General features: G+C 33.4%; 9 protein-coding genes. 8 read left to right on the top strand and 1 reads right to left on the bottom strand.

Annotation, left to right across the window (positions count from 1 at the left end):
- Positions 1-94 precede the first annotated feature (94 nt).
- On the bottom strand, positions 95-1234 hold the full coding sequence (locus EAH81_RS07430) for a glycoside hydrolase family 26 protein (RefSeq protein WP_241676532.1): 1140 nt from the start codon (positions 1232-1234) through the stop codon (positions 95-97).
- 301 nt (positions 1235-1535) lie between these two features.
- Here EAH81_RS07430 and EAH81_RS07425 point away from each other — a divergent pair, with 301 nt between their 5' ends.
- The 8 genes from EAH81_RS07425 to EAH81_RS07390 all read left to right on the top strand — a co-directional run bounded on the left by EAH81_RS07425 (position 1536) and on the right by EAH81_RS07390 (position 13847).
- Positions 1536-2414: an AraC family transcriptional regulator gene (locus EAH81_RS07425; RefSeq protein WP_140505457.1), complete on the top strand. Its 879-nt coding sequence runs from the start codon at positions 1536-1538 to the stop codon at positions 2412-2414.
- A gap of 316 nt (positions 2415-2730) precedes the next feature.
- On the top strand, positions 2731-5928 hold the full coding sequence (locus EAH81_RS07420; RefSeq protein WP_140505454.1) for a SusC/RagA family TonB-linked outer membrane protein: 3198 nt from the start codon (positions 2731-2733) through the stop codon (positions 5926-5928).
- 11 nt (positions 5929-5939) lie between these two features.
- Entirely contained in the window at positions 5940-7538 is a 1599-nt protein-coding gene (locus EAH81_RS07415; protein ID WP_140505452.1) for a RagB/SusD family nutrient uptake outer membrane protein, read from the top strand.
- Between the two features lie 17 nt (positions 7539-7555).
- Positions 7556-8641 (top strand): hypothetical protein, encoded by a 1086-nt coding sequence (locus EAH81_RS07410; protein WP_140505450.1) that lies wholly within the window; start codon positions 7556-7558, stop codon positions 8639-8641.
- Between the two features lie 183 nt (positions 8642-8824).
- Entirely contained in the window at positions 8825-9796 is a 972-nt protein-coding gene (locus EAH81_RS07405) for a T9SS type A sorting domain-containing protein (RefSeq protein WP_140505447.1), read from the top strand.
- A 127-nt stretch (positions 9797-9923) separates the two neighbouring features.
- On the top strand, positions 9924-11162 hold the full coding sequence (locus tag EAH81_RS07400; RefSeq protein ID WP_140505444.1) for a glycoside hydrolase family 27 protein: 1239 nt from the start codon (positions 9924-9926) through the stop codon (positions 11160-11162).
- Between the two features lie 11 nt (positions 11163-11173).
- On the top strand, positions 11174-12139 hold the full coding sequence (locus EAH81_RS07395) for a glycoside hydrolase family 5 protein (protein ID WP_140505441.1): 966 nt from the start codon (positions 11174-11176) through the stop codon (positions 12137-12139).
- A 613-nt stretch (positions 12140-12752) separates the two neighbouring features.
- Complete coding sequence (locus EAH81_RS07390; protein WP_140505439.1) at positions 12753-13847, top strand: outer membrane beta-barrel protein; 1095 nt, start codon at positions 12753-12755, stop codon at positions 13845-13847.
- Positions 13848-14066: the final 219 nt, after the last annotated feature.

Below are 14066 nucleotides of genomic sequence, written 5' to 3'. Positions count from 1 at the left end.
AAAAACGCGGATAAAAACAGATTTTATTTTGAATTTGATATTTAAACACATAGAAGCATAGTTTTTTAGTACGCAGATTTTTAATTTTTAATTCTCAATTTTTAATTTTATTAATGTCCTTTTCGAATAATGTTTTATCCAGATTATAGAAATCTATAAAATCTTTCTCGCTTACCTGACCGGAATATGGCGCGTAATAATGCATCTTTTTTTCTTTTTCCTGCCAGCCGTGATTTCTCCATAATAAAACATAAGAGATTTTATAGTCTCCAATTGCTTTATCGAGAGTTCCTGTCCACCATTTTGGGTCCGGAATTGCTTCGTAACCTGCTTCGGCAATGGCTATTAATTTATGTTGGTTTGTTCCAAGTTCATTTATAATCTTAAGCTGATTCTGAACTTCTTCAATAAACTTTTTACCTTCTTTATCATTGTTATTCTGATAGGAATCAAAACTTAAAATATCAGCATAATCATCACCGGGATAATTAGCCAGGAAATCTTCTTTTGTGTTGAAACTACTTGTATTATAAATGTAAATTAAGTTGTGAACGCCCTTTTTCTGTAGATAATCAAAAGTGAATTTCCATACTTCTTTAAATTCTTCCGGAGTACAATTTCCTTTTCCCCACCAAAACCAGCCTCCGGTAAGTTCATGATAAGGTCTAAAAAGAACAGGAATGTTTTTTCCTTTTTTATCTTTTAAGGACAAGAGATAATTGGCTGCCTTGTCTAACCAAATGGTAAATTTTTTATTGTTTTCACCACCCGGTAAAACTGTTTTAAGTGAATTTGGAACGTTGTCCCAAGCACTTTTTCCGGTTGCAGGATTATCAAAATGCCAGCTAATTGTTGTGATTCCGCCTCTTTCGTGACCTTCCTCAATGTATTGCTTCATTTTTGTAAATGGAATTCCGTCTATATTGTTTGGGCTGTTTTTTTCTAAACCAGCCAAATCCCAACCATAAACGGCCGGATAATCGCCAACAACATCTTTTACGTCACTGCGACCGTCTTCGTATCTCCAGTTTACCCCGTAAGCAAGATCGTCCTGATGTCCAAATAAGTACCCTTTTTGACTCAACTGTATTAGTTTTTTATATAAGGAAACAGTTTCAGGTGTTGCTTTTTTATCTGAAAGTGACAAATTAGTATTACCAATAATAGGTTTTGCAGAACACGAAGTTGCTATAAATACCGCTGTAATTAGTGTTATTATGTTTTTTATCATCATGAATGTGCTTGTTTATCAGTGTAATAACTACACTTTTATAAATTGATAATGGTTGTAAAAACGGCTGATTTTTCAATCGAAAATTTCCTATCATTTTTAGATTAAAATTATCAAAACTATAAAAACATATTATATTAAAAATGATTAATGTTTATTATCAATGTTGTTTTTGTAAAATTGATAATTCTATTTTTCAAAGATAAACGGATGTTTATCGTATAATTAATATTATTTTATCAATTATATATCATATTATTGCAAACAAAAAATCTAATATCACTTCGTAAAACCGTTTTTAAAGATGAGTACTACTAAAAATTTTTATAGAGAAATTGCTCCGCTATCCGCCGGAGATAGTTTTTTAGTGTTTGACAGAGTAAAAGACAGCTTTGATTTTCCGGTACATTATCATCCGGAATTTGAGATAAATTTTATCTTAAATGGAAAAGGAGTGAAGCGTGTTGTGGGAGATAATATTGAAGAAATCGACAGTGTCGAATTGGTTTTGATTGGACCGAATTTATACCACGGTTGGGAATTAAATAAATGTACAAGCAAAAAAATCCATGAAATAACAATTCAGTTTCATAATGATTTATTTCACGAATCTTTGTTGTCAAGACGTATTATGAATCCAATTCGGGATATGTTTAATCGATCCATTCATGGTATTTTATTTTCAAAAAAAGTAGCCGAAGAATTAACTCCACGACTTGTAAGGCTTTCTAAACTTGATGGTATGGACTATTTCCTGGAAATTACGTCTTTATTATATGATTTGGCCAATTCCAGAAATCAGCGTTTGCTTTCGACTTATACGGTAGATTATGATACGTTTGATGATTATGATAAAATGAAGTTGGTTTATGAATATGTGCAAAAACATTTTGCCGAAAAAATCACTTTAGAAGATGTGGCAAATGTTGCCAGTATGTCTATTATTTCTTTTAATCGATTTATAAAAAAACGTACGGGGAAAACTTTTGTCAATTATATTAATGATATCCGTATTGGATATGCTGCCCGCTGGCTTGTTGAGAAAGATATGAGCGTTTCTGAGGTGGCTTTTAAATCTGGGTTCAATAATATTGCGAACTTCAATCGTAGCTTTAAGGCTATAAAAAACTGTACGCCCAGTCAATATAGAGAAGATTTTTCTGGATTAAAGCGTATTTTGTAATGATACTTTTTTTGCACAAACAAATATTATTTTTAACGAAATCGATTGCTTTTTCGATGATTCGTTAATTTTAATTTATAATTTCTAGTGGTTTATAGGATAGTGATTGCGAATAATGCAATTTTTTATTGCTTTTATTTTTATATATGTTTTTTTAAAGTGGTATAGTAAAAATATTATCATTAAATGATATAATACTATCGATTTAATGTTTTCTTGTGTTATAGATTTGTTAAATAATTTGAAAGAATAAATGCATCCTTATTTATGACTTGAATTATGAATAAAACAAATTTAAACTAACCAAACATTTATTATGAAAAAACTACTAACTAACTTTATTCATTGGAATGCTAACCACAGCGCTGTTCCTTTGATTTTATTTTTGTTGCTGACCTGCAATGCTATTACTGCCCAGGTAAAAGTGTCAGGAACTGTAGCTGATGAAAAGGGATTGTCTATTCCTGGTGCAAATATTACGGTTGTGGGACAAAAAACAACTGCTTCTACAGATTTTGATGGAAAATATACGATAGATGTTCCTGCAAATGCGACTTTGGTATTCACATTTATTGGTTTTAATCCACAGAAAATAGCTGTTGATGGAAAAAAGACTATTAATGTGGTTTTGAAATCTAATATTGAGGATTTAAAAGATGTTGTTGTAATTGGTTACGGAACTCAAAAAAGAAAGGATGTAAATAGTGCTATTTCCAGTATTAGCTCAAAAGATATCGAGAATTTAAAGGTTGCTTCTTTCGATCAAATGATGCAGGGTAAAGCTGCGGGTGTTGTTGTAAACAGCAATTCAGGTGAGCCGGGAAGTAACGTTTCAGTTAGGATTAGAGGGATTTCGTCTTTAACGGGTACAAATGAACCTTTGTATGTAATTGATGGTGTGCCAATATCCGGTGATGCTCGTAACTCGTCTACATCTGGAAGAAATGCACAGGGAAACAGCAATTTTTCTAACAATGGTAATATCACTCAGAGTCCATTGGCACTTATTAATCCTAGCGATATTGAGTCTATAGATATTTTGAAAGATGCTTCGGCAACTGCGATTTATGGTTCTCGTGGTGCAAACGGGGTTGTAATTGTTACTACAAAATCCGGTAAAAAAGGAACTGGAAAATTAACTTTCGAAAATTCATACTCTATTAGCAATTTGCCTAAAAAACTGCCTTCTATGAATTTGCAGCAATATGCAATTCATCAAAATGCTTTGGCAGATGTTTATGATCCTACATCAAAACGTCCTGAGTTTGCTCATCCGGAACTTTTAGGTAAAGGAACAGATTGGCAGGATGCAATTTATGAAACTGGAATTATGAAATCAAATCAGTTGTCTTTTTCAGGTGGTTCAGAAGGAATCAATTATTACATTTCTGGCGGAGTTTTAAATCAGGATGGTATTGTAATCGAATCTGGATTTAAAAGATATAATGTGAGAGCAAATATTGATGCCAAAATAAACAAATTCATTAAGGTTGGTGTTAATATCAGTGGGGCTCTTACAGATGAGAAATTGACTTTGAACGGTCAGTTTAACGGTGTGGTTGCTACCTCTTTATTAGCAACTCCTGATGTTGCGGTAAGAGAATTGTCCGGTGCTTTTGCAGGACCGCCTTCTGGAGGTAATACTTCATTTGTGAATCCGGTTGCGACTTCTTTATTAGGTTCTAATACTTTGGTTAGAAAAAACTATTCCGGAAATTTCTATACTCAAATCAATTTATTCAAAGGTTTAGAATATCGTTTTGAAGCCGGTGGATATATGTATGACAATTTAGGACAACGATTTGATCCTATGTATTCTTTAGGAAATGCCGTAAAAAATTATGCTAATTTGTATTACAATCCATCTTCGGGTAATTCCTGGAACTTGAAAAACATGCTTACCTATAGAAATACGATTGGTAAACATAATTTTACGATTCTGGCTGTACAAGAATCAAACAGATCACACTGGGAAGGATATACAATAACAGCAGAAGGATATAAGGATAACGGTGATAAATCTCTTGCGGCATCAGATTTGCCTAAAGCGGTTACAAGTGGTGTTTATTCCGGAACTCAAACTCTTGCTTCTTATTTAGGAAGGGTTGTTTATGATTTTGGTGATAAATATAGCGTTTCTGCTTCGGTAAGAACTGATGGATCTTCAAAATTTTTCTACGGAAACAAATGGGGCGTTTTTAGTTCTGCAAGTGGTTCCTGGAAACTTTCGAATGAGGCTTTCATGGAAGGGACTAAAAAATATGTTGATAATATTAAATTAAGAGTGGGTTGGGGACAAACAGGAAACAATCAGATTGGAAACAATTTGTATGATTCTAACTTGCATATAGTAAATAGCTCAATGGGTACTTCTTATTTGCCATCAAATACACCTAATAAAAAGTTGAAATGGGAAACTCAGGATCAGACGAACTTAGGTCTTGATTTTACAATGTTCAAGTCTAAACTTAATGCTTCGATAGATGTTTATAAAAAAGTTTCTAAAGATTTCTTGTATCAGGTTCCTTTGCCAAATTACCTTTCAGGAGGTGGGGATTATGAAGGTGGTGTAAATCCTCCGTCTTTTAATCTTGGAAGTATGCGTAACAAAGGGATTGAGTTTACAGTTGGTTATACAGAGAAATTCTCAAATAATTTTTCGTGGAATGGTAGTTTGAACCTTACTAAATATGTAAATGAAGTTACCAATATGGCGGGATTAAATATTGTGAAAACAATGGGTACGCTTGCTTATAATACTGTGACGGTATCCAGAACTCAGGAAGGTATGCCACTTGGTGAATTTATTGGGTACGAAGCTGTAGGTATTTATAGAACTGATGATGATTTAACAAAATACGGTCATACAGATGCTACAGGTGCTAAAGTTGTTTTGAAAAATGGAACTAACTCACTAATGCCAAATTTCGAAAAAGGTGATGTAATTTATAAAGATCAAAATAACGATGGTGTTATTGATTTAAATGACTTGAAAGCGATTGGAAATCCAAATCCAAAATTTACTTACGGATTCACAAATAACTTTAAATACAAAAATGTCGATTTATCAATTTTTGTTCAGGGAACATCTGGAAATAAGTTAATGAATTTAACCCGCATGTCTGGAACATTAAACAGTAATATGGGGACAAATTACTTGACAGAAGCATCAGATTTTTATTCAGCATCAAATATTAATGGTGCTTTACCTAGACCATCATCTTATGATAATGTCAATAATGCAGTATCAACACGTTTTATAGAAGATGGGTCTTATTTAAGAATTCAGAACGTAACCTTAGGGTATTCTTTGCCATCTGATTTGATTTCACAACTAAAATTATCAAGATTAAGAATTTATGCTTCGGGACAAAACCTATTCACTTTTACAAAATATACAGGTTATGATCCTGAGGTAGGTTCTTATAACCAGGATGCATTGTTGTCAGGAGTTGATAACGGTCGTTATCCGGTGCCTAGACAAATTACTTTTGGTTTTAATGTTGAATTTTAATACGAATTAATATGAAAAATATAATAAAAAGAAGCGGTGCTGTTGCTATAACACTTGTATTACTGATGTCATCTTCTTGTTCTCAGGATTTTATCGATGTGCCTGCAGAAGGAACACCTACTATTGGTAATTATTACGACTCTGATGTAAAACTTGATAATGCTACAAACGGATTGTATGGTCTGGTGTGGTTTAATATGAATAAATCAGCTTTTTACGGTATTACTGATGTAATTTCCGGAAATATGTATGCGGATGTTTATAATGATTTTGGAAAATTTACAGATTTGAGTTTTACCAATTCGCAATCTTTTATTTCAGATGCGTGGAGATCTTGTTATGGAGCTGTTGCAAATTCTAACGCTTACATTAATAGTTTGCCTCAAAATGTTGGACCAAATGTGACTAAAGAAGCCTTGAACAATGCTTTGGGAGAGTCTCATTTTATTAGAGCGTTCTCTTATTTCTTTTTGGTAAGATTATGGGGAAATGTGCCGATTATCGAAAACAATGCCGATTATTCTCTGAATTATGTGATTCCAAGTAATCCTACTGAAGATGTATATAAGTTTATAGAAAACGATTTGAAATATGCAATTGCTAATTTAAGAACTAAAAACAGAGGTTCTAATTATGCTGGAAATGCACACGTATCAAGTGGTTCTGCAAAAGCACTTTTGGCTAAAGTATATTTATATGAGAAAAAATATGAATTAGCACGAGCATTGGCTCAGGAAGTTATCAATAGCGGAGAATTTAAATTATTAGGTGGTGACGAATTGCCAACGAAATCTTTTGCTGATTTATGGCTGCAGAAAAATAATAATAACGAAGAGTCTATTTTTGCATGGCAATGGACCGGAGCAGGAGGTTATTTTGACGGAAATTTTTCGAATACATTATTTGCTCCTGAAAATAGATTGGTAGAAACTACTTACTCTGGTCAGATAGCGCCATCACAAGATTTAATTAAAAATGTTTACGAAGATGGTGATAAAAGAAGAAAGGAAACATTTATGTTACCGGGAGATTTTTATCCAAATTTAACTTACGCCCAAACGCTTGACGTAGATTCTCCATTGGTTTTAGGATATACGTTTGCTGTCGAAAATGAGGCTCAAAAATCTGGTGCCGGATTGAAAAAGTATGTAATCGGAAAAGAAAATTTACCAATTACCGGACCGTTTAATCCGCCATTTAATGGAGAAAGCAGTATGAACAGTTATATGATGCGCTATGCAGAGTTATTATTAATACATGCAGAAGCAATTTTAGGATCACAATCCGGTAGTACTTCAGATGCACAAGCGCTTAAATCATTTAATGCAGTGCGCAGAAGAGCGGGAGTTCCTGAAAAAGCAACAATTTCTTTTAATGATATATTTAAAGAAAGACGTGCTGAATTAGCCTGCGAAGGTGATTATTATTTTGATTTGGGACGTTTGCCATTCAGTGAAGCCAAAGCAATACTAGAAGCACAAAACAGGGGAAATAAAGAGGTAGAGAAACATATTTCAATCTCTGCAACAAACCTTTTATTGCCTTATCCTGCAGATGATTTGATTAAAAATCCAAAATTGAAAGAAGTAGCTCCGTATACTTTTAAATAATTTTTAAAAATAAAAATATGAAAAATATAAAAATTGTTTCGTTAGCGGCATGTATGGCATGGTTGTTATCTCTAATGTTTTTTAGTGCCTGCTCAAATGACGATACTGCTTCTGCTTCTTCGGGAGCGCCTGTTATAGAGTCTGTGATGCCGTCTGGTTATAATGTTGATGGGAGTTTAAAACCATTAACTCCTGTTACTTTAGTAGATCCGAAAAATTATTATGTCATTCATGGTAAAGGATTGCTTACAACAACAAAGGTTTACTTTAATGATTTTGATACCTACTTCAGACCCACTTTTGTGACAGATACAGATATCATTATATTAGTAGATGAAAATACGCCGTATGCAAATGTTTCAAATCAGTTAAAAGTTGTTACAGCAAAAGGAACAGCGGTTTTTAATTTAATTGTTGCACCGCCAGTACCAACGATTACCCAGTTTTACCCTATAAATGCCACAGTAGGACAAGAAGTAACAATAACCGGAAAGTACTTTTTGAATCCGATTGTTACTCTTGCAGAAACAAAAACTCAAGCAGCAGTTCCTGTTACTGTGGTTTCGTCTACATTAGAAAAAGTGGTTATTAAGCTGCCTGAAAATGCAGATTTGAGATATCTTAATGTTGCCAATGTTTCTGGTGGAGTAAATTCTGCTTATGGTGTAGGAACTGCAATATTTGATGATGTTTCTTACTATGGTTTAGATTTTCCAGCATGGAATAATTATACTTATTTGACTGATGGTAAAGCAGAACAAGGAACAACTTACATTGCAAAAGATATGGATGCATGGGGAAATTTACAAGGAAACTGGAGTTGGTTTGATAAGCTTGCGCCTTATTCAGGAATACGTGTAGCGATTAAAGCAAAAGTCGAAGGAAAAGTTAGATTAGTATTTAACGGAGATTGGAGTGATAAATCGCCTACATTGAGTGTAACTACAGAGTGGAAAACATTCTATCTTCCTTGGTCAATGTTTAGTAGCTCTGACCGAGTTCAAAATATTACATTCCAAAACCAAACAGCAACAGCTAAAGGTGATGGTTTGCCAAATACCTTTTATATTGATAATATTGGTTTCATGTTAAAAGCAGAATAGTGAATTGTAATTAGTAATTTGAAAACTCCATTTTGATATTTCAAAATGGAGTTTTTTATTAAAGAAAATTCTTTCTTAAATTGACGATATAGTATTGCGTTTTAATAAAATAGTATTGAATGTGTGTAAAATGGATGTTTAAATTTACATATAACTTTTATTTTAACACAAAAAAACACAATTATGAAAAACAATTACATTTCGAATTTTGGTTTACTAAAAAGAAAATTCATTTTAGTATCAGTTTTTTTTCTTTTAATGATTTCGGTTGGACAAGCTCAAACAATTTCAGGATATAATCCTTATTGTATCGCAAGTAATCCCACATATACCATCACAAATCCTCCTGCTGCGGGTACTTACGATCAGGTAGTATGGTTGTCAAATGATGCCGGAATAAGTTTTTCAGGAAACCCTTCTCCGTTGACACTTTCGAAAGTAGTAATAAAATCAGGAAATTTAATTGCGGCTCCAAGTGCTATATACGCAAGATTTTATTTAAATGGAGTTTTTGTTATAGAGACCCCTTATTTTAATTTTATTACTCCAACGCCGCCAACTACACCTAATTACTCCGTTACAAAAACAAATGATTATTGTACAACCCAATATCATATTATAACACTAAATGTTACACCAAATCCAAACCCAAGCCCTAATACCAACTATAGTATTGCGCCTAGAATTGCGGATGCAAGTATTGTAATTACACAGACTTCTAAAAATATATTCGAATTAAAATTACCATTAAACGGAGACTCTTATTTTTTATATGACCTGACAAGTACAACATCTTCGTCTGGTTGTTTGTCTAATTCAGTAACAGTCACGACTTATGGAAATTCGGTTCCTTTAAATTTAACCGGATGTGCAAACAATGCTCCCGGAACAAATTATGAATTTACAGTTTCGCCAAATCCGTACAGCAACGGATATATCACCATAGTTTCTTCGGCAGTTACGCCATCGTTCACAGGAACATGTAAGGTTTTTAATAGTTCAGGTATTTTGATGACGACATTTTCATTGTTAAATTCAAGTACAGCATATGCACTTAAATCTACCGTTGGAGCTTCGTTAACAGCCGGAATGTATGTGGTTCAGGTAACGTATCCAAATGGAATTGTAAAAACGAAAAATTTAGTAGTGAATTAAGATTTGTTCTTTAGAAAAAAAGAACTCCATGTCGAGATATCGATATGGAGTTTTTTATAATTTTAAAATATATTAGTTACAGCAGCAGATTAAAAATTAATAATACAAAATATCAAAATAGAATAAAATGAAAAAAGCAGTACTATTATTGTTTGCATTAAGTATGTCAAATTTTGGCTATAGCCAAGGAAATACGCACACACAAAAAGCCGGTAAATTTGAAGGTCTGGCTATGACACCGCCAATGGGTTGGAATTCATGGAATACTTTTGAAACCAATATCGACGAAAAATTGGTAAAGGAAACCGCAGATATTATGGTTTCGTCCGGAATGGCAGCTGCAGGATATAATTATATTGTACTTGATGATGGCTGGATGACAAGAGAACGCGATGCAAATGGGGATTTAGTTCCGGATCCGGTTAAATTCCCTAACGGAATGAAAGCCGTAATAGATTATGTACACAGTAAAGGTCTTAAGTTTGGTTTGTACAATTGCGCCGGAACCCAAACTTGCGCCGGTTATCCGGGAACACGTGGTTATGAGTATCAGGATGCGAGATTTTATGTTAAACTTGGAATTGATTTTTTAAAATATGATTGGTGTAATACACAAGGAATTACCGCCAAAGAAGCTTATACAACAATGAGTAATGCGCTTAAAACCGCCGGAAAACCTATTGTTTTCAGCCTTTGCGAATGGGGAAATAATCAGCCTTGGGAATGGGGAAAACCTGTTGGAAATTTATGGAGAATTTCAGGAGATATTTATCCTTGTTTTGATTGCGAATTTAAACATGAAGAAGGTAATTGGTCGTCTTGGGGATTCATGAAAATTATCGAAATGCGCAAAGATATTCGCAAATATTCAGGTCCGGATCACTGGAATGATTTTGATATGATGGAAGTGGGCGACGGAATGACCAATATCGAAGATAAAGCACATTTTACAATGTGGTCTATGATGGCTTCTCCATTAATTGCGGGAAACGATTTTAGAAAAATGTCAAAAGAAACACTTGCAATTTTAACCAACAAAGAACTAATTGCAGTTGATCAGGATAAACTCGGAGTTCAGGGTTTTAAATATTCTGCAGAAGAAGGATTAGAGGTTTGGGTAAAACCTTTATCAGATGGGAATTGGGCTATAACTTTCTTAAATAGAAGTGATGTTGCCAAGAAAATCAATTTTGATTGGAAAAAGCATACCATAAAAGATGCTGATTTTGGCTATGAAGCCAATTTTAATAAAACAATCTTCAAACTAAAAGACCTTTGGCAGAATAAAGAAATCGGGAACACAAAGAAAAATTTCGTTTCGGATATTGCTCCTCACGATGTTATTACATTAAGATTAATTCCTTAAAACGGTTTGTTATGAAATCAAAAGCTAAAATTTTTACAATTGTTTTCCTGTTGATGTTTTGTGCTTCAAAAGCTCAGTTTGTAAAACATCATGGACAATTACGGGTACTTGGAACTCAACTGGTAGACCAAAATAATAATCCTGTTGTATTAAGAGGAATGAGTTTTGGCTGGCATAGTATGTGGCCTAGATTTTACAATGAAAAAGCAGTTAATTGGTTAAAAAAAGATTTTAATTGTACAGTGGTTCGCGCTGCAATGGGAGTCGAATTAGGAGAATGGGCGTATTTGAAAGAGCCGCAATTTTCGAAAGAAAAAATGGAAGCAGTTGTAAATGGAGCAATAAAGTCAGACATATATGTAATTATAGATTGGCACAGTCATAATATAAATCTGGAAGAAGCCAAAGCTTTTTTTGGTGAAATGTCTAAGAAATACGGTAAACATCCCAATATAATCTACGAAGTTTTTAATGAACCAGATTATGAATCCTGGTCAGAAGTTAAGGCTTACGCCGAAGATGTAATCAAAGTAATTAGAGAGAATGATCCAAACAATATCATTCTGGTGGGCTCACCGCATTGGGATCAGGATGTAAATCTTCCTGCCGAAGACCCAATTAGAGGATACGATAATATAATGTACACCATGCATTTTTATGCCGCCACACACGGAAAAGAACTAAGAGACAGAACAGACGATGCTATAAAAAGCGGTTTGCCAATTTTTGTTTCAGAATCGGCAGGAATGGAAGCGTCCGGCGATGGACCATTAAACATGAAAGCATGGCAGGAATATATCGATTGGATGGAAGCAAAAAAGCTTAGCTGGATAACCTGGTCAGTTTCTGATAAAGACGAAACATGTTCTATTTTGAAAAAATCTGCAAAATCAGAAGGAAAGTGGAAAGAAGAAGATTTAAAGGAATCAGGAATTAAAGTTCGTGAGTTTTTAAGAAAATACAATACACAAGAATAGCGTTAGCTGTCTTACTTATAGTGAAGCCTGTTCAAATTATGAACAGGCTTTTTTTGTTTTAATTGTAAAATGAATTGTTTTGATGTCAAGATTTAACCTTGTGTTCAATACTCTTTGGAAGTTTCTGACTTCTTATTTTTGTAGGAATTTTGACAATTTGTTTTCTGTCATTATACAGTTGTGTCTATAAGAACTGTTTTTGTGTTTTAGTTTTGTTTTTATAGTTACCCCTATTTTTTATAGGGGTATTTATTTTTAAAATGTTTTTTATGTGTGTTTTTTGGTGGTTTGTGTGATATTTTTTGATGTATGTTGATTTTTTTTAGTGGTTTAGACTGAAAACGTATTATTGAATTTTTAAAAATAAATCTGTTATAATGTCAAATCACGATTATTGTTAAAATAATTTTTGTAATCCATAATTCTCGCTGTAAAATGGCAAAAAAGTAGATCTGAATTGTTCTACTCATACAAAAGTTAATAAATTCGCTAATGAAAATGAAGAGGTTTTAGGGGGAGAATGTGAAGGTTTTAGAAACGACTTATACTATTAAATAGATATATAAAAGATTAACTAACCAAAATCAATTAATAACTAAAAACCAATTAAACCATGAAAAAAGTATTACACATTTTTGCCGCGATGTTAACGAGTTCTTTTGCCTTCGCCCAAGATGATACTGAAACACCAGTATCGCCAGCAACCACTTGGGGAGGGTCAGCAGACGCTTATTATAAATATGATTTTTCAAAACAAATGAACGGATTAACGAGCTTTACCAACTCTCAGGATTCATTTGAACTAGGAATGGCATCAGTTCAAGCAAGTCATACTTTCGGAAAAGCTTCTGTTTTTGTAGACTTAGGATTCGGAAAAAGAGCAGGTGAGTTTTCATATAATGAAACAACAGATAAAGATATTTATTCTAAATTTTTAATAAAACAATTGTTCTTTACCTATCAAATTACAGAGAAATTTAAAGTAGTGGCAGGTAGTTTCGGAACACACATTGGGTATGAAGTATTAGATGCTATAGGCAATAAAAACTACAGTATGTCATATGCATTTTCATACGGACCGTTCTTTAATACAGGAGTAAAAGCGCAATATACATCAGGTAAATTTACCGCTATGTTTGGTATAACAAACCCTACTGATTTCAAATCAGCGATGGATGCAGGTTCTAGTCAAAAAACATACATAGGACAAGTTGGATATGTGGGAGAAACAGGAAGTGCGTACTTGAATTTTACATCAGGAAGTACGAACCCTACTCCGGGAACTTTGGTAGTGCCATCTAATGAAAATAAATCACAAATCGATTTTGTGGCATCAAAAACAATAACAGATGCTTTTGCTTTAGGATTTAATGCAACTTATGCTAAAACTAAAAATGATTTTGACAGTACTTTAGATGGGGAATGGTTTTCATTAGTAGGATATGCTAATTATGCTTTCAAGCCAACTTTGAGCCTAGCATACAGAATGGAATATTTTGATGCCAAAGATGCTGCAGCAAGTTTAGGAACAGTTGCCGGAACCAATGTTTTTGCGAACACAGTTTCATTAAATTACAAAGTTGGAAAACTAACTATAATTCCAGAGTTTAGATACGACGCAGCATCAGAAGATGTTTTTCTGGACAAAGATGCTAATCCAACAGGAGGATCATTCTTCGGATTAATTGCTACAACATACTCTTTCTAGAGATAAAGATTGATATTTTTTTTTTTTTTTTGGAGCTGTCGAAACATACTAATGTTTTGGCAGCTTTTTTATTAGGAGTTTTTTTGCCACAGATACAGGGATTAAAAAAGATTTTCTTTGTAGGTTCTTTCTTTAGTTACAAATTGCACAAATTTTTACAAATTTTTTTCGCGGAATCTATGCTAAAGCTTATTGATGTTATGTTAAGGAAATTTCCAT

The sequence above is a fragment of the Flavobacterium pectinovorum genome (assembly GCF_006438875.1).
Lineage (GTDB): Bacteria > Bacteroidota > Bacteroidia > Flavobacteriales > Flavobacteriaceae > Flavobacterium > Flavobacterium pectinovorum_A.
The sequence above is the reverse complement of the archived record's forward strand: the minus strand, read 5'-3'. Positions and strand labels throughout refer to the sequence as shown.

Bases quoted from the DNA above. Each gene is read 5' to 3' on its own strand.
- EAH81_RS07425 (WP_140505457.1), top strand. From the start codon at position 1,536: ATGAGTACTACTAAAAATTTTTATAGAGAAATTGCTCCGCTATCCGCC.
- EAH81_RS07410 (WP_140505450.1), top strand. From the start codon at position 7,556: ATGAAAAATATAAAAATTGTTTCGTTAGCGGCATGTATGGCATGGTTG.
- EAH81_RS07395 (WP_140505441.1), top strand. From the start codon at position 11,174: ATGAAATCAAAAGCTAAAATTTTTACAATTGTTTTCCTGTTGATGTTT.
- EAH81_RS07415 (WP_140505452.1), top strand. From the start codon at position 5,940: ATGAAAAATATAATAAAAAGAAGCGGTGCTGTTGCTATAACACTTGTA.
- EAH81_RS07430 (WP_241676532.1), bottom strand. From the start codon at position 1,234: ATGATGATAAAAAACATAATAACACTAATTACAGCGGTATTTATAGCA.
- EAH81_RS07405 (WP_140505447.1), top strand. From the start codon at position 8,825: ATGAAAAACAATTACATTTCGAATTTTGGTTTACTAAAAAGAAAATTC.
- EAH81_RS07390 (WP_140505439.1), top strand. From the start codon at position 12,753: ATGAAAAAAGTATTACACATTTTTGCCGCGATGTTAACGAGTTCTTTT.
- EAH81_RS07400 (WP_140505444.1), top strand. From the start codon at position 9,924: ATGAAAAAAGCAGTACTATTATTGTTTGCATTAAGTATGTCAAATTTT.
- EAH81_RS07420 (WP_140505454.1), top strand. From the start codon at position 2,731: ATGAAAAAACTACTAACTAACTTTATTCATTGGAATGCTAACCACAGC.